This is a genomic window from Pseudomonas grandcourensis, assembly GCF_039909015.1.
Classification (GTDB): Bacteria; Pseudomonadota; Gammaproteobacteria; order Pseudomonadales; family Pseudomonadaceae; genus Aquipseudomonas; species Aquipseudomonas grandcourensis.
This window is the reverse complement of the sequence record NZ_CP150919.1, coordinates 442944-468982: the sequence shown is the minus strand read 5'-3', so window position 1 is coordinate 468982 and position 26039 is coordinate 442944. Positions and strand designations below refer to the sequence as shown.

The window sequence follows — 26039 nt, the reverse complement described above, 5'->3', positions numbered from 1 at the left end:
GTGAAGATGGAATCAGGCGTTCTGCCCTGAGTTAACGAATATCCACGGCCTCTGCTGGTGTGACGCCGTTCGGTAGCCATCCGCCACAACCTTGAGCGGTCATGGCGGGACGCCGAGGATAGCGCATTTCGCGCGACGCTTTAACGGGGTGGCAGCTGCTGCAGGCGCTCCAGAATGTCGAGCACGACCATTCGTGGCGGCCGCTCATCGGTTTCGACCACCAGGTCGGCAATTTCCCGATAAAGCGGATCGCGGATCGCCAGCAGATCCCGAAGGGTCTTGGCCGGATCGGCGGTACGCAACAATGGCCGATTGCGGTCGCGGGACGTGCGGCCGACCTGCTGCTCGACCGACGCATGCAGATAAACCACTCGCCCACCGGCATGCAGTGCCCGACGATTGGCTTCGCGCATGACCGCGCCCCCGCCTGTCGCCAGCACCACACCGTCGCAATCGCACAGCTCGGCAATCATTGCCTGCTCGCGATCACGAAAGCCCGGTTCGCCTTCCTTATCGAAGATCCATGGGATATTGGCGCCCGTGCGCAATTCAATTTCCTTATCGGAATCTTTGAATGGCAGACGCAGCTCTTTGGCCAGCAACCGGCCGATGGTGCTTTTTCCAGCGCCCATCGGTCCAACAAGAATCAAATTTCGCACAGAATCAATGACTCACAGCAATCGCCTGATTATTCATGATACGCGGAGTGAGGAATACCAACAGCTCGGATTTTTTCTCCGAAACCACGTCACGCCGGAAAAGGCGGCCAAGATACGGCACATCGCCAAGAAATGGCACCTTATCTACAACCTTGCTCTGAGTATTTGAGAAAACGCCGCCAATGACGATGGTCTCGCCATCGTTGACCAGGACCTTGGCGTTGACTTCGTTCTTCTTGATGGGCGGTACATCCTGGACCTTGTTCAGATAGTCCGGTTCGTCCTTGGTGACCTTGACCTCCATGATGATCCGGTTGTCCGGCGTGATCTGCGGCGTCACCTCCAGCGACAGCGAAGCCTCCTTGAACGACACCGACGTAGCGCCGCTGGAACTGGCTTCCTGATAGGGAATCTCGGTGCCCTTGAGGATCTTCGCGGTTTCCTTGTCGGACGTGACCACCTTGGGCTGCGAGACGATTTCCCCGTTGCCGGTTTTTTCCATGGCCGTCAGCTCCAGGTCCAGCAAGACGTTATCGGTGATGAACGCGATGCCGATTCCCGAGGTGTTGTTGGCTACGCCCATGTCGACGAACGGTGAGCTGGTGCTGGTACTGCCGAGCGTGCCGATGGTCGACGATCCATTGAGTCCGTTGCTGACACCGGAGGTATTCCAGTTGCCCTTGTTCTGTATCGAGCCGCCCCAGCGCACCCCGAGGCTTTTGTCATAGTCGACGTTGGCTTCGACAATGCGCGCCTCGATCATCACCTGACGTACCGGGATATCCAGTTGCGTGACGATCCTGCGCAGTTCGTCCAGCCGGTCCTGGGTCTGGTAGGCAATGATGTTGTTGGTGCGCTCATCAACGGTGATCGACCCCCGTTCGTCGGGTTTCGCCTCGGCACTGGTCACCGACTGAAAGAGCTTGGCGATGTCCGCCGCCTTGGCGTAATTGACCTGCAACAGCTCCCGACGCAACGGCGCCAGATCGGCGATCTGCTTCTGCGATTCGAGCTCCTGACGCTCACGGGCAGCAATTTCATCGGCCGGCGCAACCAGCAGGACATTGCCGACCTTGCGCTTGTCCAGCCCCTTGGTTTTCAGCACCAGATCCAGCGCCTGATCCCACGGCACGTTCTGCAGGCGCAGGGTAATGCCCCCCTGGACCGTGTCGCTGGCCACCAGATTGAGGTTGGTGAAATCGGCGATCAGTTGCAGCACCGAGCGCACGTCGATGTCCTGGAAATTCAGCGATAGCTTCTCGCCGCTGTAGGCCTGTTGCCCGACATTGCGCTTTTGCAACTCGTCGACCGTCGCCGGGCGAACGCTGACCGTGAGCTTATTGTCAGTCTGGTAGGTCGAGTAATCGAACGTGCCGCCGGGCTCAATACTGATGACGGCTCGATCACCGCTCGCACTGGCATTGACGAACTGCACGGGCGTGGCGAAATCCTTCACGTCCAGACGCACGCGCAACGGCTCGGGCAATCGGGTTTTGGCAAATCCGACGATGATCCGGCCGTCGCGCTCTTGTATGTCCGGCGCAATCGACGGATCCGACAAGTCGATCACCACGTTGCCTTCGCCCTGGGTTCCCCGCTGGAAATCCACACCCCGAATGGCCTTGCCTGCCGTCGCCGCGGCTCGTGCCGGGACCGGCGTCGCGGTAACCACCGGCCTGGATGTCGACGGTTTGACACCCTGCCCGACAACTACCAGCAGATTGTTGCCTTCAATTCGCGAGTCATACGGGGCCGGCTGGGTCAGGTTGATGATCAAACGCGTACGGTCCCGGGCTTCCACTACCGTCGCACTGCGGGCATTTCCACTGCCAAGATCGCGAGTCTTGCTGGCCAACTGACTGGCGACACCCGGCAAATCCAGGGCAATCCGGGCCGGCGAATCCGTCGTGTAGCCGCTGGGCACCGGGGGCGGCGCATCGAACGACAACTTCAACTCGACACGGTCACCCGGCAGCGCCGCGACATCCAGCGCCTTGAGATTGGCCGCTTGCACCATCGGCGACAACAACGCTATCCATAGCGAAAGGCCGACGGTGGAAAGAATCCTGTTCATTATTAGAGTTCCACTATGAATGCTCTTTCAAGGAAATGGTCCGGGGACGCTCCAGCCACGCACCCTGACCATCAGGGACAATTTCAACCACATCGACTTGCGAGCCGCTGATCGCAACGATCCGTCCGTCGTTACGCCCCAGGTAATCGCCGACTTTCAGTCGGTGCACCCCACCCGCCCCGCGCAGCAGGGCATAGGAGCCCGTTGCATTGGAAAGGGTGCCGACCATTTCAAACTGTTCGATATTGAAGCCTTCGAGGTATTGCTTGACCCGACCGGGGTCGGGTTTGACGTTATGCGACCCCCGCCGCCGGGCCGCCAGATCAGTGCTGATCTGCGGTGAAAACGGGCTGCGCAGATTCGCCGCGTTGTAAGTGAATGCCGGGTAAGACCGGAATACCGGCGTTGGTTCAATCTTCCCCGGCCCGTGCAGGCGCATTTCGTTCATGTACGCGTCCAGATCGTTGTAGTCATCGCCGGCGCCACAACCGGACAGGGCAGACAGCAACACCACCACCGAAAAACAACGCGCCGGACTCATTGATGCTGCCCCTTGTCGTTGTAGCGGTAGGTCTTGGCGAGGATGGTCAAGCGCAGCTTCGGACCACCCTCGGGGCTGACGGGCGCAAGATCGAAATCGTGCAAGGTGACGATTCGCGGTAACCCGGCCACACCACTGACGAAGGTGGCCAGGTCGTGGTAATCCCCGGTGACCGTGATCTGGATCGGCAGTTCGATGTAGAACGGCTGGGCGACCTCCGGCAGCAACTTGATCTCTTCGAACTCCAGGCCACTGCCCAGGCCCGTACGCGTGATGTCTTCCAGCAAGCCGGGCACTTCGGTATCGCTGGGCAGTTGCCGCAACAGCACGACGAAGGCGCTCTCCATTTCCTTCAACTGCCGGGTGTAGAGATCCAGATTCGCCGCCATGCGGGCTTTGCCGGCGAACTGCTCCTTGAGTGTCGACTCTTCCTCGCGCTTGAGATCAAGCTGGCTCACAAGGTCGCGGGTGGAAAAGCTATAGCCAAGGGCCAGCACCAGAAGCACGAGCAAACCAGCCACCAGAAACTTGATCGCCGGCGGCCAGGAACCCATGTTGCTGGTATCCAGATCATTGATGTCGATCTTGCGCAGCCCTTCGAACCATTCGGACAGGCTCATTTGTCCCCCTCCGGTGCTGCGGGCTGAGTCTGGCGAACGGTCAACCGGAAGACGTTGGACTGCTCCACCTGACCGGTAGCCGTGGCCTTGACTTCGGTCAGGCTCGGCGCATCGAACCAGTCTGATGCCTCGAGGTTGCGCATCAATTCTGAAACACGGTTGTTGGATTGCGCAGCGCCGGTGATGGACAAGGTCTTTGCGGTCATTTTCACTTCGGTGAAATACACACCGTCGGGCAGTGCTCGCGCCAACTGGTCAAATATTCGCCCGCTGATTTGGCGATTGCCTTGCAGGTCCTGGATGACCCCCATGCGCTCGACCAGTTGCTGACGCTGCGCTTTGAGATCATTGATCTGCTTGATCCGTACATCGATCACGGCGACTTGCTTGCCGATGTAATCGTTACGGGCGACTTGCCGGTCGATGGCACCGCTGATGAGCTGGTTCGCGACCAGCACCGCGCCCATCGTGCCCACCATCACGGCCACCAGGACCAGCAGGAAGCGCTTGCGGCGAACTTCACGCCGCTCCTCGCGCCAGGGTAAAAGGTTGATCCGTGCCATCAGTCGAAGCTCCTGAGGGCCAGACCGCAGGCGATCATCAACGCCGGGGCATCACTCGCCAGGGCAGCACCATTGACCTTGCTGCCCAGAGTCATTTCGCAAAAAGGGTTCGCGACCTGGGTCGGCGTGCCCAACTGCTGCTCGATCAAACGGTCCAGCCCCGGGATCGTCGCCGTACCGCCGGCCAACAAGATATGGTCGACGGCGCTGTACTGACCGGAGGCAAAGAAGAAATGCAACGAGCGCGACACCTGCTGCACCAGCGCCTCGCGAAATGGCTGCAAGACCTCATCGGCATAGTCATCCGGCAAACCGCCCTTCTTTTGCGCCAGCCCCGCCTGCTCCAGCGTCAGGCCATAGCGACGCTGGATTTCCTCGGTCAACTGCCGACCGCCGAACAGTTGTTCGCGGGTGTAGATAATCCGCCCGTTGTGCAGCACGCTCAGGGTCGTCATGGTGGCGCCGATGTCCACCACGGCGACCGTCGAGGGCTCCCCGGAAACCGCGAGTCGACTGGCCAGTAATTCGAACGAACGCTCCAGCGCGTAGGCCTCGACATCGACCACCCGGGCGGTCAGCCCCGCCAGGGCCAGGGCTGCCTCGCGGACTTCGACGTTTTCCTTGCGACAAGCGGCGAGCAGCACGTTGACGCGCTCGGGATTGCGCCCAGAGGTGCCCTGGACTTCAAAGTCGATCGCGACTTCGTCCAGGGGATAAGGAATGTACTGATCGGCCTCGATCTTCAGCTGGCTTTCCATCTCGTCCTCGGAAAGTCCGGCATCCATTTCGATGGTCTTGGTGATCACCGCCGAGCCTGCCACGGCCACGGCCACGTTCTTGAGGCCGGTTCTGGCCTTGGCCAGCGCACGCGCAAGGGCCGACCCCACGCCTTCGAGCTCGGCGATATTCTTTTCGATCACCGCACCGATCGGCAACGGCTCGACCGCATACGCCTCGACCCGGTAGCGCTCGCCCTGACGGCTCAACTCAAGAAGTTTCACCGAGGTGGAGCTGATATCGATGCCCAGCAGCGTATTGGATTTTTTGTTGAAGAGTCCTGGCACTACCAATTCCCTATGACTTTCCGTGAGTTACGGACTCTGCAATGTCCATTGCGTTCAATCCGCCCGTCTTGACAGCAGCGCCAGCCACGCTCCCGATCAGAAAAATGCTTATAATGCCCAGCGTTTTTTTCCGCATTTGCTCAAGCGCGGGTCGTTCTCATTTAGCCTGAACCCTGTTGCCCAATTCATTTTTACCCTGGATATCCAAAAGCCTTGATTCGTCTGCTGAAGTTTTTCGGTTGGTCCATCGTCGCGGTTTTCTGCGGACTCCTTCTGGGTCTGAGCGGGGCGTACCTCTACCTTAGTCCCGGACTTCCGTCCGTGGAGGCGCTGAGAAGCATCCAGTTGCAGATCCCTTTGCGGGTCTACAGCAGCGATAACAAGTTGATCGCAGAATTTGGCGAAATGCGCCGTACACCGATCCGTTTCGCCGACATTCCCCCCAATTTCATCAATGCGTTACTAAGTGCTGAAGACGACAATTTCGCCAACCACTATGGCGTCGATCCGAGCAGCCTGATGCGTGCCGCGACCCAACTGGTCAAAAGCGGACACATCCAGTCCGGCGGCAGCACGATCACCATGCAGGTGGCGAAGAACTTCTTCCTGTCCAGCGAACGCAGCTTTTCGCGCAAGACCACCGAGATCCTCCTAGCCCTGCAGATCGAACGGCAGCTGACCAAGGACGAGATCCTCGAGCTGTACGTCAACAAGATCTATCTGGGTAACCGTGCCTACGGCATCGAGGCGGCGGCGCAGGTCTATTACGGCAAGTCGATCCGCGATGTCAGCCTGGCGCAGATGGCGATGATCGCCGGCCTGCCCAAGGCACCGTCGCGCTTCAACCCGCTGGCCAACCCAGCGCGCAGCAAGGAGCGTCGCGACTGGATCCTGGGGCGCATGTACAAGCTCGGAAAAATCAGCGAGGCCGACTACACCACTGCAGTCAACGAGCCGCTGAACGCCAGCTATCACGTGCCGACGCCGGAAGTGAACGCTCCGTACATCGCCGAAATGGCCCGCGCCGAAATGGTCGGGCGTTATGGCAGCGACGCGTATACCGAGGGCTTCCGCGTCACCACCACGGTGCCGAGTGACCTTCAGGAACTGGCCAACACCGCAGTCCACGAAGGCCTGATGACTTACGATCAGCGCCACGGCTATCGCGGGCCCGAGTCGCGGCTGCCAGGCAAGACTCGCGAAGCCTGGGCAACCGAGCTGACCAAACAACGCACCATCAGCGGCCTGGAACCGGCCATCGTGACCCTGGTCGACAAGAGCGGCCTGCAAGTGCTGACCCGCACCGGCCAGGAACACGTGAACTGGGACACCATGAAGTGGGCCCGGCCGTTCCTGAATACCAACAGCATGGGCGCCAACCCGAAACAACCCTCGGACGTGGCCCAGGTCGGCGATCTGATTCGCGTGCAGCGTCAGCCGGACAATTCACTGAAGTTCAGCCAGATCCCGCAGGCCCAGGGCGCGCTGGTGTCCCTGGACCCGCAGAACGGCGCCATTCGTTCGCTGGTCGGCGGCTTCGCCTTCGAGCAGAGCAACTACAACCGCGCATTGCAGGCCAAGCGCCAGCCGGGCTCGAGCTTCAAGCCGTTCGTCTACGCCGCCGCACTGGATAACGGCTACACCGCCTCCAGCCTGGTGAACGACGCACCGATCGTGTTCGTCGACGAGTACCTGGACAAGGTCTGGCGCCCGAAGAACGACACCAACACCTTCCTCGGCCCGATTCGCCTGCGTGAAGCGCTGTACAAGTCGCGCAACCTCGTGTCGATCCGCTTGCTGCAGGCGATGGGCGTCGGCAAGACCATCGATTACATCACGCGTTTCGGCTTCAACAAACAGGACCTGCCACCCAACCTGTCCCTGGCGCTGGGCACCGCAACCCTGACGCCAATGGAAATCGCCACCGGCTGGAGCACCTTCGCCAACGGCGGGTACAAGATCACCCCGTTCATCATCGACAAGATCGAAAGCCGCAACGGCGACACGCTGTTCGTCGCCAACCCGCCGAGCGTGCCTCAGGGCGGTGCGGCCAGTGATGGCATTGCCGCGCCAAGCGCGCCTCAAGCCTTCACGGTCAACGCAACGCCGGGCGAAGCCCCGGGCACTACGTCGACGCCACAAGCACCCGCCGTGGCCGAACGCATCGTTGATGGACGCACCACGTACATCCTCAACAGCATGCTTGAGGACGTGATCAAGCTCGGCACCGGTCGCCGTGCGCTGGCCCTGGGTCGCCCTGACATCGCCGGCAAGACAGGTACTACCAACGAGTCCAAGGACGCCTGGTTCTCCGGCTACAACGCCGATTACGTGACGACCGTGTGGACCGGTTTCGATCAACCGGAAAGCCTGGGTCGCAAGGAATTCGGTGGCACCGTCGCGCTGCCGATCTGGATGAACTACATGGGTGCCGCGCTCAAAGGCAAACCGCCGCATACGCAACAGGAGCCCGAAGGCATCCTCAGCCTGCGAGTCGATCCAATCAGCGGCCGCGCGGCCAGCCCGGGCACGCCTGGGGCCTACTTCGAACTGTTCAAGGTCGAAGATACGCCGCCGTCGGGGAACGAAATTGGCAATGGCACCGCACCGGGTAGCCCGTTGCCAGCCGATGAGCAGGCGCCGATCGACCTGTTCTGATTGCAGCAATACCGAAAGCCCCGCCTTCGCTAGAAGTGCGGGGTTTTTTATGCCTGACCGTTTTGCATCGATTAAACCGGCCTGCTCGCGAAGGCACCAGCGCAGGCAACACAAAACTGTCAGGCACAAAAAAGCCCCGACTCTCACAAGCCGGGGCTTTTCGTTGAAGCGCTACAACGGCTTAGCCGTTGAACACGTCATCCACGCTTTTGAGCGGGTAGTTCTTCGGATACGGCAGGGTCGCCACGCCGGTCTCGATCGCGGCCTTGGCCACGGCATCGGAGATCAGGGTGATCAGACGGGCATCCATTGGCTTCGGAATGATGTACTCACGACCGAATTCCAGCTTGATGCCGCCGTAGGCGTCGCACACTTCCTGAGGCACTGGCAGCTTGGCCAGTTCACGCAGGGCGTTGGCCGCAGCCACTTTCATTTCTTCGTTGATGCGCTTGGCGCGAACGTCCAGGGCACCACGGAAGATGAACGGGAAGCCCAGTACGTTGTTGACCTGGTTCGGGTAGTCGGAACGACCGGTGGCCATGATCACGTCGCTACGGGTAGCGTGCGCCAGCTCCGGGGAGATTTCCGGATCAGGGTTCGAGCACGCGAACACGATAGGGTTCGGCGCCATCGACAGCAGGCCTTCAGCGCTCAGCAGGTTCGGGCCGGACAGGCCAACGAACACGTCCGCGCCTTGCAGGGCGTCAGCCAGGGTGCGCTTGTCGGTCGCGTGAGCGAACACAGCCTTGTACTGGTTCAGGTCGTCACGGCCGGAGTGGATCACGCCGGTACGGTCGACCATGTAGATGTTTTCGATGTTGGCGCCCATGCTCACCAGCAACTTCATGCAGGAGATAGCGGCAGCGCCGGCACCCAGGCAGACGATCTTGGCTTCCGGCAGGGTTTTGCCAGCGATTTCCAGGGCGTTGATCATGCCGGCGGCGGTCACGATAGCGGTGCCGTGCTGGTCATCGTGGAATACCGGAATATCGCACTGCTCGATCAGAGCGCGTTCGATTTCAAAGCACTCTGGTGCCTTGATGTCTTCCAGGTTGATGCCACCGAAGGTGATGGAGATGCGCTTGACGGTGTCGATGAAGGCTTGCGGGCTTTCGGAGTCGACTTCGATGTCGAAAACGTCGATGCCGGCGAAGCGCTTGAACAGCACGCCTTTACCTTCCATCACTGGCTTGGAAGCCAATGGGCCGAGGTTACCCAGGCCGAGAATCGCGGTGCCATCGGAAATGACTGCAACCAGGTTGCCTTTGCCGGTGTACTTGTAGGCCAGTTCAGGATCGCGGGCGATCTCGCGTACTGGTTCGGCTACGCCCGGGCTGTACGCCAGCGACAGGTCGCGAGCGGTAGCAGTGGCCTTGGTGAGCTCGACACTCAGCTTCCCTGGACGAGGATTGGCGTGATATTCGAGAGCGGCAGTTTTCAGATCAGACATTTTGGCATTCCGCTTTTACTGTTGGACAGACTGGTCAGCGAGGATACGCGCCTCGCAAAGTCCCCACAAGACTGACCGGTCACCCCTGTCAAGCGCCCGGCCCTACGACTTTGGGCCAAGAGCCACGGAACACAAGGGATATACTGTTCACAATCGACAGAAAAAATGTCTACAATTATTTATCACTGTGCCACTTGAAGCATCACCGGGTCGGTCAAGGGCAACATCCAGCGTGCCTGGCCTTCCTTGAGTCCGCCGCGGCGCGAACGGTCCAGCACCCAGCCGCGTGCCTCGACCTGCTTGCCTTCCAAGCGTTCCAGCGAGGCGATATCGAATCGCGCCAGTTGATTGGGTGCAACACGCAATACAACCGAATCCTGCAACTCGATCCAAAACCCGCCGCGATTGCGCTGAACCTTGCTCACACGACCACTGAGCACGGCAAACCCGGACGCACTGATCTGATCCGCCTTCAGTACAGGTGACTGGCGCCACACACCGAGCCCGGCCTGACGGGCGCTACGCTCCGCCGCCTGCTGACACGCGACCAGATCGACATTCGGCGCTACCGCCACCAGGAAACCGAGGCCCTCGGCGAGCATTTGCGCCTCAAGGTTAGCGCCATCTGCACCATAGACGTGGGCCAGGGTGCGGCCGTAGCGATCCTTGCTTTCTTTACCGGGCAACAAACCGACCTGCCCGTCGCTGGCCGCCACCAACGCTTCGAGACGCTTGCGCGCCGCCACTGCGAACGGTTCGTCGGAACGGCCCTTCTTGCCCAGCTCCGGCGTATTAAGGCCGATCATGCGCACGTTGCGGCCATCGTCCAGGCGCAGAGTGTCGCCATCGACCACCCGCTCCACGGCGACAGAGGCCAGCCCCTCGGGTGCCGGGCAGAAAGCCTGGGCGCCGGAGAGCCAAATCGCGGACACAAAAAAGGCGCCCGCAAGGGACGCCTTTTTTAACAGCAAGGAAAAGCCCATAAGGCTTTTTAACCTTACTCTGCAGCAGCTGGAGCTTTCTTGCCGAAAGCACCGAAACGGTCTGCGAAGCGCTGAACGCGGCCGCCAGTGTCCAGAGTCTTCTGCTTACCGGTGTAGAACGGGTGGCATTCGTTGCAAACGTCGATCGACAGGGCTTTGCCGAAGGTCGAACGGGTTTCGAACTTGTTGCCGCAGCTGCAGGTAACAGCAACTGCTGGGTATTCTGGATGGATATCAGCTTTCATGGTGTCTTCCTCAGGCTAGCGTGCCGCCACCCAACACTATTGTTGAATACCGCACGTAATTAGGCCGCGGATTCTACCAGACAATGCCAAACACGCAAGCTGTCCCTGAGACCGACCGTCTGCTAGGCTCCCGCCCCAATACGCGATCCTCTGTAGGAGTGAACCTGCTCGCGATAGCGGTCTGCCAGTCGCCGAAATGTTGACTGCAAGATTGCTATCGCGAGCAGGCTCACTCCTACAGGTTATATGTCACGCCCCCTATTGTTTGCTGATCGAGATCCCCCCGCGTGCCCGACGCCATTTTGCGCCTCGCCCTGCCTTCGCCGCTGCGCCGCCTGTTCGACTACCGCGCTCCGGCCGGCGTCCTGCGCGCCCAGTTGCACCCAGGCATGCGCCTGCGGGTACCGTTCGGTCGGCGCGAGATGATCGGCATCCTGGTGGAAGTCACCGACACCAGCGAAGTACCGGTCGAGAAACTCAAGCCGGCCCTGGCCCTGCTTGACGCTACGCCCCCCCTGCCACCCGCGTTGTTCAAGCTGTGCCTGTGGACATCCCAGTATTACCAGCACAGCCTCGGCGACACCTTGAGTTGGGCGCTGCCGGTTTTGCTCCGCCAGGGTGAGCTGGCCGAAGCACGCCAGGAGCGTTTCTGGTCCGCCGCGCCGGGGGCCAGCCTCAATGATCCGCGCATCGCCCGCGCCCCGCGCCAGCGCGAAGCCCTGGCCACGCTGGCCCAGCACCCCCATGGCGTTGCCCATCAATTGCTGAGCAAACTGATGCTGAGCAAGGACAGCCTGGATTTGCTGCTGGCCAAGGATCTGGTACAGGTCGAGATCCGCCGGCACGCCCCGGGTGCACGCCACGAACACTGGCTGGCGCAACCGGAACTCCCGCTGAACCCGGAGCAGCGCGCCGCCTATGAGGCGATTCGCGCCGGCTTCGACAGTTATCACGCGTTCCTGCTGGCCGGCGTCACCGGCAGCGGCAAGACCGAAGTCTATCTGCAGTTGATCCGCGAAACCCTCGAGGCCGGCAAGCAAGCGCTGGTATTGATCCCGGAAATCAACCTCGGCCCGCAGACCCTGGCGCGTTTCGAACAGCGTTTCAATGCCCGTATCGCGCTGATCCATTCGGCGGTCAATGACCGCGAACGCCTCGAGGCTTGGCTGGCCGCCCGGGACGGCGAGGCCGACATCATCATCGGCACCCGCTCGGCCCTGTTCACACCGATGAAGAACCCCGGCCTGATCATCATCGACGAAGAGCACGACGGCTCCTATAAACAGCAGGAAGGTTTGCGCTACCACGCCCGTGATCTGGCATTGGTGCGGGCGCGACAGGAAAACATCCCGATTGTCCTCGGCTCCGCCACCCCTTCGCTGGAAAGCCTGCACAACGCCTACACCGGCCGCTACGGGTTGCTGCGTTTGAACGAGCGTGCCGGCGGCGCCAAACAGCCGCGTTTCCTGCGTCTGGACGTCAAAAGCCGCCCACTGGACAGCGGCATTTCCGGGCCGATGCAACAAGCCATCGGCCAGACCCTGGCCGCCGGGCAGCAAGTCCTGGTGTTCCTCAACCGCCGCGGCTTCGCCCCGACCCTGCTTTGTCACGACTGCGGTTGGATGTCCGAGTGCCAGCGCTGTGACGCGCGGATGACCGTGCATCAGCGTCATGGCGAGCTGCGCTGCCACCATTGCGGCTACGTCGAACGCGTGCCGCGCCAATGCCCGAAGTGCAACAAGGTCGATCTGCGCCCCGTGGGCGCCGGTACCGAACGGGCCGAAGAACGCCTGGCGATTCTGTTCCCGGACTATCCGGTACTGCGGGTCGACCGCGACAGCACATCGCGCAAGGATGCGATGAACCAGTTATTCGCGACCATTCAAAAAGGCCAGCCGTGCATCCTGATCGGCACGCAGATGCTCGCCAAAGGCCACCACTTTCCACGGGTGACGCTGGTGTCGATCCTCGACGCCGATGGGGGCCTGTACTCCGGCGACTTCCGCGCCAGCGAGCGCATGGCTCAGTTGATCGTCCAGGTCGCCGGCCGCGCAGGCCGCGCCGAAGAACCGGGCAAGGTGATTATCCAGACGCACCTGGCCGACCATCCGCTGCTGGTGCAATTGACCGAGCAAGGCTATTTCGCCTTTGCCGAACAGGCCTTGAGCGAACGCCGCGCGGCCGGCTTGCCGCCGTTTGCGCATCTGGCGCTGTTGCGGGCCGAGGCGCACAAACCGGGTCAGGCCGAAGGCTTCCTGGATGAAGCCTGCAGCGAGGCCGAGCGTTTGCTGGCCGAGCAGAATCTGACGGGGATCGAGTTACTGGGACCGGTCCCGGCACCGATGGAGCGTCGGGCCGGGCGTTATCGTGCGCAACTGTTGGTACAGGCCACGTCGCGGGCACCTTTGCATCGATTGCTGGCCAGCTGGTTGCTGGTGCTGGAGCAGATGCCGAGCGGGCGGGCGGTGCGTTGGTCGCTGGATGTCGATCCGGTCGATTTGTATTAATTTTTGGACCGTCATCGCGAGCAAGCTCGCTCCCACAATGGTTCTCGGGTGGAACTACAATTTGTATCCACCTCAGAACCTGTGGGAGCGAGCTTGCTCGCGATGGCGGCCTAATTGTCACCACACATCCATATCCTGCCTGCTAAGGTTGGCAAGCCCGTCTTCGCAACGGATAATGCCCAGTTTTTCCACCAGCGCATGATGCGCCGCCGCGCCTGCGGTCGAAAGAGAAGACCATGAAAGACACCATTCGCCAGCTGATCCAACAAGCCATCACCCAACTCGTCAACGAAGGTGTGTTGCCTGAAGGCCTGTCGCCGGCGATCCAGGTGGAAAACTCCCGCGACAAGAAGAACGGCGATTTCGCCAGCAACATCGCCATGATGCTGGCCAAGCCAGCCGGCATGAAGCCTCGCGACCTGGCGGAAAAAATCATCGCCGCGCTGCCGGCTGACGAAAACGTCGCCAAGACCGAAATCGCCGGCCCCGGCTTCCTGAACTTCTTCCAGAACACCGACGCCTTGGCGACCCGCCTGGACGCCGCCCTGGCCGACGCCCACATCGGCGTGCGCAAGGCCGGCCCGGTGCAGCGCACTGTGGTCGACCTGTCGGCGCCGAACCTGGCCAAGGAGATGCACGTCGGCCACTTGCGCTCGACCATCATCGGCGACGGCGTGGCCCGCGTGCTGGAATTCCTCGGCGACACCGTGATCCGTCAGAACCACGTCGGCGACTGGGGCACCCAGTTCGGCATGCTGATGGCTTACCTGCAGGAAAACCCGATCACCAGCGACGAGCTGTCGGACCTGGAGAACTTCTACCGCGCCGCCAAGCAACGTTTCGACGAATCCGCAGAGTTCGCCGACCGCGCCCGTGGCCTGGTGGTCAAGTTGCAGGCTGGCGATGCCGACTGCCTGGCGCTGTGGACCAAGTTCAAGGACATCTCGCTGTCCCACTGCCAGAAGATCTACGAACTGCTCAACGTCAAACTGACCATGGCCGACGTGATGGGCGAAAGCGCCTACAACGACGACCTGATCAACGTGGTCAACGACTTGAAGGCCGCAGGCATGCTGGTCGAGAGCAACGGCGCCCAGTGCGTGTTCCTCGACGAGTTCAAAAACGCCGACGGCGACCCGCTGCCGGTGATCATCGTCAAGGCTGACGGCGGTTACCTCTACGCCACCACCGACCTGGCGGCCGTGCGCTACCGCAGCGGCAAGCTCAAGGCCGATCGCGCGCTGTACTTCGTCGACCAGCGTCAGGCCCTGCACTTCCAGCAAGTGTTCGCCGTGGCGCGCAAGGCCGGTTTCGTGACCCATCCGATGGAAATGGAACACATGGGCTTCGGCACCATGAACGGCGCTGACGGTCGTCCGTTCAAGACCCGTGATGGCGGCACCGTGAAGCTGATCGACCTGCTGACCGAAGCCCAGGAGCGCGCCTACACCCTGGTGAAAGACAAGAACCCGGAGCTGGCCGAAGTCGAGCTGCGCAACATCGCCAAGGTGGTGGGCATCGGCGCAGTGAAGTACGCCGACCTGTCCAAGCACCGCACCAGTGACTACAGCTTCAACTTCGACCTGATGCTCAACTTCGAAGGCAACACCGCGCCGTACCTGCTGTACGCCTATACCCGCGTGGCCGGTGTGTTCCGCAAACTCGGCAAGGACTTCAGCGAAGTCGACGGCCAGATCGTTCTTGAAGCGGCGCACGAACACGAACTGGCGGCGAAGCTCGCGCAGTTCGGTGAAATCCTGAACAACGTGTCCGAAAAAGGCACCCCGCACATCCTCTGCACTTACCTGTACGACGTCGCCGGCCTGTTCTCCAGCTTCTACGAGAACTGCCCGATCCTCGCCGCCGATACCCCGGCACAAATGCAGAGCCGTCTGCGCCTCGCCGCGCTGACCGGACGCACTCTCAAGCAAGGCCTGGAACTCTTGGGCCTGGAAACTCTGGAGCGTATGTAAGTTGGCTGCCAAGAAAAAACCTGCACCCAAGCGTGGCGCCAGCCGTTACCAAGCTCCTGCAAAGCAACCGATCCCGGGCTGGCTGTGGATGGCTATCGGCCTGACGGTCGGCGCCTTCATCGTATTCCTGATGAAGCTGGAACCGGGCAAGGGCAGCGACACGGTCAAGCGTGAGAAAGTCGAACAGCAGCAACAGCAGAAAGCCAGCAAGATCGCCGAGGCCAACAAGACCCCGCCGAGCCCGACGCAACCGGTGAAGCCGAAGTACGACTTCTACACCTTGCTGCCGGAATCGGAAGTCATCGTGCCGCCGGATGCCGTGCCGGAAAAAACCCTGCCGACGCCGCAAGTGCCGGCCATCCCGACCACGCCGGTCACCCCGGCCGAAGCGGCGAAGATCGACACTGCTCGCGCCCAGGCTGCCTTGGCCGGGATTACTCCGCCGCCTGCGCCACCGGTCAAGGCTGCGCCTGTGACGAAGTTTTTCCTGCAGGCTGGCTCGTTCCGCAAAGAGACCGATGCGGACAAGGTTCGGGCGCAGATCATTCTGCTGGGCCAGGCCGTGGCGGTTGAGTCCGGCACGGTGAAGGACGAAACCTGGTACCGGGTTCTGGTCGGACCGTTCAGCAACCGCGAACAACTGACCACTGCACAGAAACAACTGGCGGGCGCAGGCTTCAGCAATTTGTTGTTACAACAACGCCAAAGCCGCTGATCGACTGCCACAGCAGCTCCCACAGAGGTATCCAGCCCTGTAGGAGCTGCCGCAGGCTGCGATCTTTTCAAGGCTCGCGCGGTATTCGTCTTCCCGGCATAAAGAGCGAGATCAAAAGATCGCAGCCTTCGGCAGCTCCTACGTGCCTCGCACCACTCGTCCCCTCTCCCGTCCTACAGTTGAAATCCACTCCAGCACCCCCATATGAATGGGCATAAGGCATTTTCGCCCCGCTGCGTGGAGACTCTTCCCTTGACCACCATCGTTTCAGTTCGCCGCCACGGCAAAGTCGTCATGGGCGGCGACGGCCAGGTTTCCCTTGGTAATACCGTGATGAAAGGCAACGCGAAAAAAGTTCGCCGCCTGTACCACGGCCAGGTCATTGCCGGTTTTGCCGGTGCCACCGCCGACGCCTTTACCCTCTTCGAACGTTTCGAAGGCCAGCTTGAAAAACACCAGGGTCACCTGGTGCGCGCGGCCGTCGAGCTCGCCAAAGAATGGCGCACCGACCGCTCCCTGAGCCGCCTTGAAGCCATGCTCGCGGTCGCCAACAAAGACGCCTCCCTGATCATCACCGGCAACGGCGATGTGGTTGAACCCGAAGAAGGCCTGATCGCCATGGGTTCCGGCGGCGGTTACGCCCAGGCCGCTGCCAGCGCGCTGCTGAAGAAAACCGATCTGTCGGCCCGGGAAATCGTCGAAACCGCCCTCGGCATCGCCGCCGACATCTGCGTATTCACCAATCACACCCAGACCATTGAGGAGCAGGACTGCGCCGAGTAAGCCTGTTTCGGCCCCGTGCCACGGCTCATTCTTGCTTGAGGTCCTTTAAATACTATGTCCATGACTCCCCGTGAAATCGTCCACGAACTCAACCGCCACATCATCGGCCAGGACGATGCCAAGCGCGCCGTCGCCATTGCCCTGCGCAACCGCTGGCGCCGCATGCAGCTGCCAGAAGAGCTGCGCGTTGAAGTAACGCCAAAGAACATCCTGATGATCGGCCCGACCGGCGTCGGTAAAACCGAGATCGCCCGTCGCTTGGCAAAACTGGCCAATGCGCCGTTCATCAAGGTCGAAGCAACCAAGTTCACCGAAGTCGGCTATGTCGGCCGCGACGTCGAATCGATCATTCGTGACTTGGCCGATGCCGCGATCAAGCTGCTGCGCGAGCAGGAAATCGTCAAGGTTCGCCACCGCGCCGAAGACGCCGCCGAAGAGCGCATCCTCGATGCCCTGCTGCCACCGGCACGCATGGGCTTCAGCAGCGACGACGCCCCGACTGCCGACTCCAACACCCGCCAGCTGTTCCGCAAGCGCCTGCGCGAAGGTCAGCTGGATGACAAGGAGATCGAAATCGAGGTCGCCGAAATGGCCGGCGTCGATATCTCCGCGCCACCGGGCATGGAAGAAATGACCAACCAGCTGCAAAGCCTGTTTGCCAACATGGGCAAGGGCAAGAAGAAAGCCCGCAAGCTCAAGGTCAAGGAAGCGCTCAAGTTGGTGCGCGACGAAGAAGCCAGCCGCCTGGTCAACGATGAAGAGTTGAAGGCCAAGGCCCTGGAAGCTGTCGAGCAGCATGGCATCGTGTTCATCGACGAAATCGACAAGGTCGCCAAGCGTGGCAATTCCGGTGGCGTCGATGTGTCCCGCGAAGGCGTGCAGCGCGACTTGCTGCCGCTGATCGAAGGCTGCACCGTCAACACCAAGCTGGGCATGGTCAAGACCGACCACATCCTGTTCATTGCTTCGGGTGCGTTCCACCTGAGCAAGCCGAGCGACCTGGTGCCCGAGCTGCAAGGCCGTCTGCCGATCCGTGTCGAACTCAAGGCCCTGAGCCCTGAGGACTTCGAACGCATCCTCAGCGAGCCTCACGCCTCGCTCACCGAGCAATACTGCGCACTGCTGAAAACCGAAGGCCTGGACATCGAGTTCCAGCCGAGCGGCATCAAACGCATTGCGGAAATAGCCTGGCAGGTCAACGAGAAAACCGAAAACATCGGTGCCCGTCGCCTGCACACCCTGCTCGAGCGCCTGCTCGAAGAGGTGTCGTTCAGCGCCGGCGACCTGGCCAGCGTCCATGACGGCAAGGTGATCCAGATCGACGCCGATTACGTCAACAGCCACCTCGGTGAATTGGCGCAGAACGAAGACCTGTCCCGTTATATCCTGTAAGCCATACTTGTAGGAGCGAGCTTGCTCGCTCCTACAGGGTTCCATCCATAACGGAACGGCGCTCATGACCCAACTCCCCACCGACATCAAGCTGCACAAAGCCTCGAAAACCCTGTCGCTCAAATACGCGTCCGGCGAGGAATACACCCTGCCCGCCGAGTTCCTGCGCGTGCACTCTCCTTCCGCCGAGGTCCAGGGCCACGGCAAACCCATCCTGCAATTTGGCAAGATCAACGTAGGACTGACCAAGGTAGAACCGGCCGGTCAGTACGCACTGAAACTGACCTTCGACGATGGCCACGACAGCGGCTTGTTCACCTGGGAATATCTCTACGAGCTGGGGCGACGTTATGACGCACTCTGGGAAGATTATCTGGCCGAGCTAAAAGCCGCCGGAAAAACCCGCGATCCGAACGAATCCGTCGTCAAGCTGATGCTCTAATCCGAGCCTCTTGCTCTTTAGAGGGCATTTTCTAATTTCATCTGTTTGAATGCTCCGCTCCAGGGCCGCCGATTGGCCTGCTTGCGAAAAAAATTAAACTCGGGTAACCAATGGAACTGGCAAGTTCCCTGCAGTGCTCTCTGCATTAAAAAAGCAGCGATGCAGTATTAACGGTCACCCCGAGCAGTAGTACCTGGCATTGGCTGTGTGACTACACAGCAGGACCCGGTACTCGTCTCAGGACAATGGAGCGTCGTAGATGAGTAACAAGAATAACGATGACTTGAAGAGTCAAGCCTCGGAAAACACCTTGGGGCTGAATCCTGTCGTTGGACTGCGTGCAAAGGATCTACTGGCTTCTGCTCGAATGGTGCTCAGGCAGGCCATCAAACAACCAATTCACAGCGCCAAGCATGTCGCTCATTTCGGCCTTGAACTCAAGAACGTGCTGCTCGGCAAATCCGAGTTGCTGCCGACCAGCGATGACCGTCGCTTCGCGGATCCGGCCTGGAGCCAGAACCCGCTCTACAAGCGTTATCTGCAAACCTACCTGGCGTGGCGCAAGGAACTCCACGACTGGATCGACGACAGTAACCTGCCGGCCAAGGACGTCAGCCGCGGGCACTTCGTGATCAACCTCATGACCGAGGCCTTCGCCCCGACCAACACGGCGGCTAACCCGGCGGCGGTCAAGCGCTTCTTCGAAACCGGTGGCAAGAGCCTGCTCGATGGCCTCTCGCACCTGGCCAAGGACCTGGTGCATAACGGCGGCATGCCGAGCCAAGTCAACATGGGCGCATTCGAAGTCGGCAAGACCCTCGGCGTGACCGAGGGCGCGGTGGTCTTTCGCAACGACGTGCTGGAGCTGATCCAGTACAAGCCGATCACCGAGCAGGTGCATGAACGCCCACTGCTGGTTGTACCGCCGCAAATCAACAAGTTCTACGTTTTCGACCTGAGCCCGGAAAAAAGCCTGGCGCGGTTCTGCCTGCGCAACAACATGCAGACCTTCATCGTCAGCTGGCGCAACCCGACCAAGGAGCAGCGCGAATGGGGCCTGTCGACCTACATTGAAGCGCTCAAGGAAGCGGTTGATGTGGTCACCGCCATCACCGGCAGCAAAGACGTGAACATGCTCGGCGCCTGCTCCGGCGGTATCACCTGCACCGCGCTGCTGGGCCATTACGCGGCAATCGGCGAGAACAAGGTCAACGCCCTGACCCTGCTGGTCAGCGTGCTCGACACCACCCTGGACAGCGACGTGGCCCTGTTCGTCGACGAGCAAACCCTCGAAGCCGCCAAGCGCCAGTCGTACCAGGCCGGTGTGCTGGAAGGCCGCGACATGGCGAAAGTCTTCGCCTGGATGCGCCCCAACGATCTGATCTGGAACTACTGGGTCAACAACTACCTGCTGGGCAACGAGCCGCCGGTATTCGACATCCTGTTCTGGAACAACGACACCACCCGGTTGCCTGCCGCGTTCCATGGCGACCTGATCGAGATGTTCAAAAGTAACCCGTTGACCCGTGCCGATGCACTGGAAGTGTGCGGAACGCCGATCGATCTGAAGAAGGTCACCGCCGACATCTTCTCTCTGGCCGGCACCAGCGACCACATCACCCCGTGGCGCTCCTGCTACAAGTCGGCGCAACTGTTCGGCGGCAACGTTGAATTCGTGCTGTCCAGCAGCGGGCACATCCAGAGCATTCTGAACCCGCCGGGCAATCCGAAATCGCGCTACATGACCAGCACCGAAATGCCCGCCAATGCCGATGACTGGCAGGAAGAATCGACCAAGCACGCCGACTCCTGGTGGCTGCACTGGCAGGCATGGCAGGCACAGCGTTCGGGCAACCTGAAAAAAGCACCGCTGAAATTGGGCAACAAGGCCTATCCGGCGGGTGAAGCCGCGCCGGGCACCTATGTACACGAGCGGTAACTGACACACCTCGCCCCACACTGTGGGAGCGGGCTTGCTCGCGATGAACGTCAACGATAACGCGTGCTGTCTGGATGAATGCGTTGCCTTTGCGTTTTTCGCGAGCAAGCTCGCTCCTACAGGGGATCGAGGAAGAATTTGAGAAAGCGACCCACAGGGCCAGAAGCATGCCGCAACCCTTCATATTCCGTACCGTCGATCTGGATGGCCAGACGCTCCGCACGGCGGTACGCCCCGGCAAGCCTCACTTGACGCCCCTGCTGATTTTCAACGGCATCGGCGCCAACCTGGAGCTGGTGTTCCCGTTCATCGCGGCGCTGGACCCGGACCTGGAAGTCATCGCCTTCGACGTACCCGGAGTCGGCGGTTCGTCGACACCGAACCGGCCCTATCGTTTTCCGGGGCTGGCGAAACTCACGGCGCGCATGCTCGACTATCTCGACTACGGGCAGGTCAACGTCATCGGCGTGTCCTGGGGTGGCGCCCTGGCCCAACAGTTCGCTTACGACTATCCGGAGCGCTGCAAGAAACTCGTGCTGGCCGCAACGGCGGCGGGTGCGGTGATGGTGCCGGGCAAGCCGAAAGTGTTGTGGATGATGGCCAGCCCGCGACGTTACATCCAGCCGTCCCACGTGATCCGCATTGCGCCGATGATCTACGGTGGTGCGTTCCGTCGCGACCCGACGCTGGCCGCGAGCCATGCGGCCAAGGTGCGTTCGGCGGGCAAGCTCGGTTACTACTGGCAACTGTTCGCCGGCCTCGGCTGGACCAGCATCCACTGGCTGCACAAGATCCGCCAGCCGACCCTGGTGCTGGCCGGTGACGACGATCCGTTGATCCCGCTGGTCAACATGCGCTTGCTGGCCTGGCGGATCCCCAACGCCCAGTTGCACATTATCGATGATGGGCATCTGTTCCTGATTACCCGGGCTGAAGCGGTGGCCCCGATCATCATGAAATTCCTGGAAGAGGAGCGCCAGCGCGCGGTAATGCATCCGCGTCCGGCGCCATTGGGCGGCTAAATCCGCTGCCTCGGCGGTCGGCAGGATGCCACGCCGCGCAACAACCCGTTACAGCGTCTATGGTGTTCTGGTTCGGTGTGTTTGTTTTTGGCCTGAAGACGAAGGAGTGTTGACACATGCGCGAGAAACCAGCGAGGGATTCCTTACCGACTCCCGCCGCGTTCATCAATGCACAGAGTGCGATTACCGGCCTGCGCGGCCGGGATCTGTTGTCGACCCTGCGCAGTGTGGCCGCCCATGGCTTGCGCAATCCGGTGCACAGTGCCCGACATGCCCTCAAACTCGGCGGTCAGCTGGGCCGTGTGCTGCTGGGCGAAACCCTGCACCCGACCAACCCGCAGGACGCTCGCTTCGCCGATCCGGCGTGGAGCCTCAACCCGTTTTATCGGCGCAGCCTGCAGGCCTATCTGAGCTGGCAGAAACAGGTCAAGAGCTGGATCGACGAGAGCGACATGAGCCCGGACGACCGCGCCCGCGCCCACTTCGCGTTCACCTTGCTCAACGACGCCGTATCGCCCTCCAACACCCTGCTCAATCCACTGGCGGTCAAGGAACTCTTCAATTCCGGCGGTAACAGCCTGGTACGCGGCATCGGCCATTTGCTGGACGATCTGCTGCACAACGATGGCCTGCCCCGGCAAGTCACCAAGCAAGCGTTCGAGGTCGGCAAGACGGTCGCCACCACCACCGGTGCCGTTGTGTTTCGCAACGAGCTGCTGGAGTTGATCCAGTACAAGCCGATGAGCGAAAAGCAGTACTCCAAGCCCCTGCTGGTGGTGCCGCCGCAAATCAACAAGTACTACATTTTCGACCTGAGCCCCCACAATAGCTTCGTCCAGTTCGCCCTGAAAAACGGCCTGCAAACCTTCATGATCAGTTGGCGCAACCCGGATGTGCGCCATCGCGAATGGGGGCTCTCGACCTACGTGGAAGCCGTGGAAGAAGCCATGAACGTCTGCCGGGCGATCACCGGCGCACGGGAGGTCAACCTGATGGGCGCCTGCGCCGGCGGGCTGACCATTGCCGCGTTGCAGGGTCACTTGCAGGCCAAGCGACAGCTGCGCAGGGTGTCCAGCGCGACCTACCTGGTGAGCCTGCTCGACAGTCAGATGGACAGCCCCGCGACGCTATTCGCCGACGAACAGACTCTGGAAGCCGCCAAGCGCCGTTCCTATCAGAAAGGTGTGCTGGACGGCCGCGACATGGCCAAGGTCTTCGCCTGGATGCGCCCCAACGATTTGATCTGGAGCTACTTCGTCAACAACTACCTGTTGGGCAAGGAGCCACCGGCGTTCGACATTCTCTACTGGAACAACGACAACACACGCCTGCCTGCCGCCCTGCATGGCGACCTGCTGGACTTCTTCAAGCACAACCCGCTGACCCACCCGGGCGGGCTGGAAGTGTGTGGCACACCGATCGATTTGCAGAAGGTCACCGTCGACAGCTTCAGCGTCGCCGGCATCAACGATCACATCACGCCGTGGGACGCGGTATATCGCTCGACGCTGTTGCTCGGTGGCGAGCGCCGCTTCGTGCTGTCCAACAGCGGTCATGTGCAGAGCATCCTCAACCCGCCCAGCAACCCGAAAGCCAACTACGTCGAGAACGGCAAACTGAGCAGCGACCCACGGGCCTGGTACTACGACGCCAAGCGGGTCGACGGCAGTTGGTGGACCCAGTGGCTGGGCTGGATTCAGGAACGTTCCGGCGCGCAGAAGGAAACCCACATGGCCCTCGGCAACCAGAACTATCCACCGATGGAGGCAGCACCCGGTACTTACGTGCGCGTGCGCTGACGTTCAACGAGCCACGGCCGCTGTCGGCCGTGGCAAGACCCGATCATTAAGAAGACTGGATGAAAACCCGCGACCGGATCCTCGAATGTGCCCTGCAGTTGTTCAATCAAAAGGGCGAACCAAATGTCTCCACCATGGAAGTTGCCAATGAAATGGGGATCAGCCCGGGCAACCTCTACTACCACTTCCACGGCAAGGAACCGCTGATTCTCGGGCTGTTCGAACGCTTTCAGAGCGAACTGGCGCCCTTGCTCGATCCACCGGCCGATGCCGAACTGGCGCCTGAAGAATACTGGCTGTTCCTGCACCTGATCGTCGAACGCCTGTCTCACTATCGGTTCCTGTTCCAGGACCTGTCGAACCTCGCCGGGCGCCTGCCGAAACTGGCCAAGGGCATTCGCAACCTGCTCAATGCACTCAAGCGCACACTGGCGTCGCTGCTGGCACGATTGCAGGCGCAAGGGCTGCTGGTCAGCGATACCCAGGCACTGGGGCAACTGGTGGAGCAGATCACCATGACGCTGCTGTTCTCACTGGATTACCAGCGGATTCTTGATCGTCAGGGCGAGGTGCGATTGGTGGTTTACCAGATCATGATGCTGGTGGCGCCGCACCTGCTGCCGTCGATGAAGGCTGCGACCGAACAGATGGCGATGGAGTATCTGGAAGACCACGAGTAATCCTGAGCACATTGAACCCCTGTGGGCTTGTGTCGCTCAGAGATTCACGCGCAAACAAAAACGCCCGGCCTTCACAGGCCGGGCGTTTTCTTGAGCCCTGAAAATCAGGACTGACTGGTTGGCGTCGTTGGAGCCGGCGCGACAGTCGGGGTGACAGCAGGGGTTGGTGCGGTCGCGGAGTTCGACGCGCTGACCGGAGCTGCCGGCGTTGCCGGTTTGGCAGCTGCCACTGCTGGTTTTGGCGCGGCGGCTTTTGGAGCTGCCGGCTTTTTCACCGCTGGTTTTTTCGCAACAGCAGGTTTGGCTGCTGGCTTGGCGACGGCTGGCTTGGCCGCTGCAGTTTTCGCTGCAGGCTTGGCGGCCGGTTTAGCCGCAGGTTTAGCGGCGGCTTTTGCAGCAACCGGCTTGGCCGCTGGTTTGGCCGCAGCCGGTTTGGCGGCTGCAGTTTTAGCCGCAGGCTTGGCAGCAGGTTTAGCCGCTGCTTTTGCCAGTGGCTTGGCTGCGGTTTTGGCGGCCGGTTTGGCAGCAGGCTTGGCCGCCGCGGTTTTCGCCGCAACAGGCGCAACCTTGGCACCAGTCAGTTTTTCGATTTGCTTGGTCAGTGTTTCGACCTTGCTGTGCAGTGCCTTGACTTCGTTGCGGCTCGGTACGCCCAGACGCGAAATGGCGCTGTTCAGACGCTTGTCGAAAGCACCTTCCAGCTCATCCCACTTGCCCAGTGCGCGATCTTTCACGCCGCTGATGCGCGACTTGGCCGAAGAAGCGGAGTCCTTGGCGGCGTCGACAGTCTTGCCAACAGCGCTCTTGGTGAGCTTCTCGGCTTTCTCGCCGTCTTTAACCAATGCATCGAAGAGTTTGCTGCCGTCAGAGTCGATCTTCGAGTACACGCCTAAACCAGCCAGCCAGATTTTTCGGGAGTAATCTTCAACCTTCCCGATCCACGAGCTGCCTTCTTTTTCGGTTTTCTTTTTAACAGCCATCCCGTTCTCCTTAAGATTTACGCGCGACACGTTCGAGCAATGCCGTCAGCTCATCGAGCTTAGCAGAGAGTGTCTCAACGTCATGTTTAGACGGAATGCCGATACGATTCAAGGCACTTGCGACACGCGTGTCGAACGCCTTCTCGACCTTGTCGAGTTGAACTTCGACACGGCCTTTGAAAGTGCTGACTTCACTCTTGGCTTCATCGATCTCGGCATTGGCCGCTTCAAGTTTCTCGGCAACTACCTTTTTGCCTTTCTTTTCAACAACCTGACCAGCCTTGATCAGCTCTTGAAAGTATTCGCTGCCCTCTTGGCCGACCTTGGTGTAGGCACCCAGGCCTGCCAGCCAGATCTTGCGGGCATAGGATTTGACGTCGCCCAGCGTGCCGGTCGACGAATCGATTTTTTTCTTCAAAATAACTTTGGCCATGGTGCACCTCACGCGCAGAAGGTTTGAGGAACTGCCCGGGAAAGTGTCGGGCTTGGGCACAAAGTAGGGAGAAAAATTAGAAACGGCACCCTAACAAATGACATAAATCGGTGGTGCCGTCAGGAAAAGATCGCAGCCTTCGGCAGCTCCTACAGACTTACGCCGTACCAATGTAGGAGCTGCCGAAGGCTGCGATCTTTTCCGTGTTATGCCAACGCTTTATCCAGCGCCTTTTCGATTTCCGCTTTGATCATGCCGCTCATGGCCGACATCATCAGGCCCAGCTCCACGTCGACCTTGATCGAATCTTCACTGACATGTACCGCGCCCTTCACACCCGAGCGCTTGAGGTTCAGGGTGTCACCGGACCACTGCGGCTCCAGGCCATACTGGTCGGAAAGTTTCTGCGCCAGCTTGTCGGCCTTTTCGCGAGCCGCTTCCTTACCTAGGCCGTGGGCACGTTCAACACTAATACGGGCCATCGAATGACTCCTGCTTTATGGATGCTTTCCCGAGG

At 60.6% G+C, this 26039-nt stretch carries 23 protein-coding genes; 11 read left to right on the top strand and 12 right to left on the bottom strand.

The window, feature by feature from the left end; translation table 11 throughout:
• Positions 1-140: 140 nt before the first annotated feature.
• Genes aroK through AABM52_RS02000 form a run of 6 tightly spaced genes read right to left on the bottom strand, consistent with a single transcriptional unit; the run spans position 141 to position 5521 of the window.
• A complete protein-coding gene (gene aroK / locus AABM52_RS02025; RefSeq protein WP_057712350.1) occupies positions 141-659 on the bottom strand; it encodes a shikimate kinase AroK in 519 nt (172 codons plus the stop codon).
• 4 nt (positions 660-663) lie between these two features.
• A complete protein-coding gene (gene pilQ / locus AABM52_RS02020; protein WP_347910158.1) occupies positions 664-2733 on the bottom strand; it encodes a type IV pilus secretin PilQ in 2070 nt (689 codons plus the stop codon).
• A 13-nt stretch (positions 2734-2746) separates the two neighbouring features.
• A complete protein-coding gene (locus AABM52_RS02015; protein WP_347910157.1) occupies positions 2747-3274 on the bottom strand; it encodes a pilus assembly protein PilP in 528 nt (175 codons plus the stop codon).
• Entirely contained in the window at positions 3271-3894 is a 624-nt protein-coding gene (pilO, locus tag AABM52_RS02010) for a type 4a pilus biogenesis protein PilO (protein ID WP_347910156.1), read from the bottom strand. Before pilO ends, AABM52_RS02015 begins: the two co-directional genes overlap by 4 nt.
• Positions 3891-4457: a PilN domain-containing protein gene (locus AABM52_RS02005; protein WP_347910155.1), complete on the bottom strand. Its 567-nt coding sequence runs from the start codon at positions 4455-4457 to the stop codon at positions 3891-3893. The genes pilO and AABM52_RS02005 overlap by 4 nt, the downstream gene beginning before the upstream one ends.
• Complete coding sequence (locus AABM52_RS02000) at positions 4457-5521, bottom strand: pilus assembly protein PilM (protein ID WP_347910154.1); 1065 nt, start codon at positions 5519-5521, stop codon at positions 4457-4459. Before AABM52_RS02000 ends, AABM52_RS02005 begins: the two co-directional genes overlap by 1 nt.
• 213 nt (positions 5522-5734) lie before the next feature.
• On the opposite strand from AABM52_RS02000, the gene AABM52_RS01995 reads away from it, so the two are divergent.
• Complete coding sequence (locus AABM52_RS01995; RefSeq protein WP_347910153.1) at positions 5735-8179, top strand: penicillin-binding protein 1A; 2445 nt, start codon at positions 5735-5737, stop codon at positions 8177-8179.
• Between the two features lie 181 nt (positions 8180-8360).
• On the opposite strand, the gene AABM52_RS01990 is transcribed toward AABM52_RS01995, so the two are convergent.
• The 3 genes from AABM52_RS01990 to rpmE all read right to left on the bottom strand — a co-directional run bounded on the left by AABM52_RS01990 (position 8361) and on the right by rpmE (position 10857).
• On the bottom strand, positions 8361-9629 hold the full coding sequence (locus AABM52_RS01990; protein ID WP_008047852.1) for a malic enzyme-like NAD(P)-binding protein: 1269 nt from the start codon (positions 9627-9629) through the stop codon (positions 8361-8363).
• A 182-nt stretch (positions 9630-9811) separates the two neighbouring features.
• Complete coding sequence (locus tag AABM52_RS01985; protein WP_347910152.1) at positions 9812-10612, bottom strand: thermonuclease family protein; 801 nt, start codon at positions 10610-10612, stop codon at positions 9812-9814.
• 14 nt (positions 10613-10626) lie between these two features.
• Positions 10627-10857, bottom strand: a complete 231-nt coding sequence (rpmE, locus tag AABM52_RS01980; protein ID WP_347910151.1) for a 50S ribosomal protein L31 — start codon at positions 10855-10857, stop codon at positions 10627-10629.
• Positions 10858-11144: 287 nt separating this feature from the next.
• Here rpmE and AABM52_RS01975 point away from each other — a divergent pair, with 287 nt between their 5' ends.
• From AABM52_RS01975 to AABM52_RS01930, 10 genes are all read left to right on the top strand, one after another.
• Positions 11145-13364 carry a primosomal protein N' gene (locus AABM52_RS01975; protein WP_347910150.1) on the top strand — a complete coding sequence of 740 codons (2220 nt, stop codon included), beginning with the start codon at positions 11145-11147 and terminating at the stop codon, positions 13362-13364.
• 236 nt (positions 13365-13600) lie between these two features.
• Positions 13601-15337: an arginine--tRNA ligase gene (gene argS / locus AABM52_RS01970; RefSeq protein WP_347910149.1), complete on the top strand. Its 1737-nt coding sequence runs from the start codon at positions 13601-13603 to the stop codon at positions 15335-15337.
• A gap of 1 nt (position 15338) precedes the next feature.
• Positions 15339-16052 carry an SPOR domain-containing protein gene (locus tag AABM52_RS01965; protein ID WP_007975583.1) on the top strand — a complete coding sequence of 238 codons (714 nt, stop codon included), beginning with the start codon at positions 15339-15341 and terminating at the stop codon, positions 16050-16052.
• Positions 16053-16304: 252 nt separating this feature from the next.
• A complete protein-coding gene (gene hslV / locus AABM52_RS01960; RefSeq protein ID WP_046031180.1) occupies positions 16305-16835 on the top strand; it encodes an ATP-dependent protease subunit HslV in 531 nt (176 codons plus the stop codon).
• Between the two features lie 54 nt (positions 16836-16889).
• Positions 16890-18227 carry an HslU--HslV peptidase ATPase subunit gene (gene hslU, locus AABM52_RS01955; protein ID WP_046039631.1) on the top strand — a complete coding sequence of 446 codons (1338 nt, stop codon included), beginning with the start codon at positions 16890-16892 and terminating at the stop codon, positions 18225-18227.
• A 64-nt stretch (positions 18228-18291) separates the two neighbouring features.
• On the top strand, positions 18292-18669 hold the full coding sequence (locus AABM52_RS01950) for a gamma-butyrobetaine hydroxylase-like domain-containing protein (protein ID WP_046039629.1): 378 nt from the start codon (positions 18292-18294) through the stop codon (positions 18667-18669).
• A 259-nt stretch (positions 18670-18928) separates the two neighbouring features.
• Positions 18929-20608 (top strand): class II poly(R)-hydroxyalkanoic acid synthase, encoded by a 1680-nt coding sequence (gene phaC / locus AABM52_RS01945; RefSeq protein WP_347910148.1) that lies wholly within the window; start codon positions 18929-18931, stop codon positions 20606-20608.
• Between the two features lie 167 nt (positions 20609-20775).
• Positions 20776-21630, top strand: a complete 855-nt coding sequence (gene phaZ, locus AABM52_RS01940; RefSeq protein WP_347910147.1) for a poly(3-hydroxyalkanoate) depolymerase — start codon at positions 20776-20778, stop codon at positions 21628-21630.
• 116 nt (positions 21631-21746) lie between these two features.
• Entirely contained in the window at positions 21747-23429 is a 1683-nt protein-coding gene (phaC, locus tag AABM52_RS01935) for a class II poly(R)-hydroxyalkanoic acid synthase (protein WP_347910145.1), read from the top strand.
• 59 nt (positions 23430-23488) lie between these two features.
• Entirely contained in the window at positions 23489-24109 is a 621-nt protein-coding gene (locus AABM52_RS01930) for a TetR/AcrR family transcriptional regulator (RefSeq protein ID WP_008047831.1), read from the top strand.
• Positions 24110-24213: 104 nt separating this feature from the next.
• Here AABM52_RS01930 and AABM52_RS01925 read toward each other — a convergent pair whose 3' ends face one another.
• The 3 genes from AABM52_RS01925 to AABM52_RS01915 form a co-directional block, all read right to left on the bottom strand.
• Complete coding sequence (locus AABM52_RS01925; protein ID WP_347910144.1) at positions 24214-25089, bottom strand: phasin family protein; 876 nt, start codon at positions 25087-25089, stop codon at positions 24214-24216.
• A 10-nt stretch (positions 25090-25099) separates the two neighbouring features.
• Positions 25100-25522, bottom strand: a complete 423-nt coding sequence (locus tag AABM52_RS01920) for a phasin family protein (RefSeq protein WP_347910142.1) — start codon at positions 25520-25522, stop codon at positions 25100-25102.
• A 206-nt stretch (positions 25523-25728) separates the two neighbouring features.
• A complete protein-coding gene (locus AABM52_RS01915; RefSeq protein ID WP_150811973.1) occupies positions 25729-26004 on the bottom strand; it encodes a polyhydroxyalkanoic acid system family protein in 276 nt (91 codons plus the stop codon).
• Between the last annotated feature and the right edge of the window lie 35 nt (positions 26005-26039).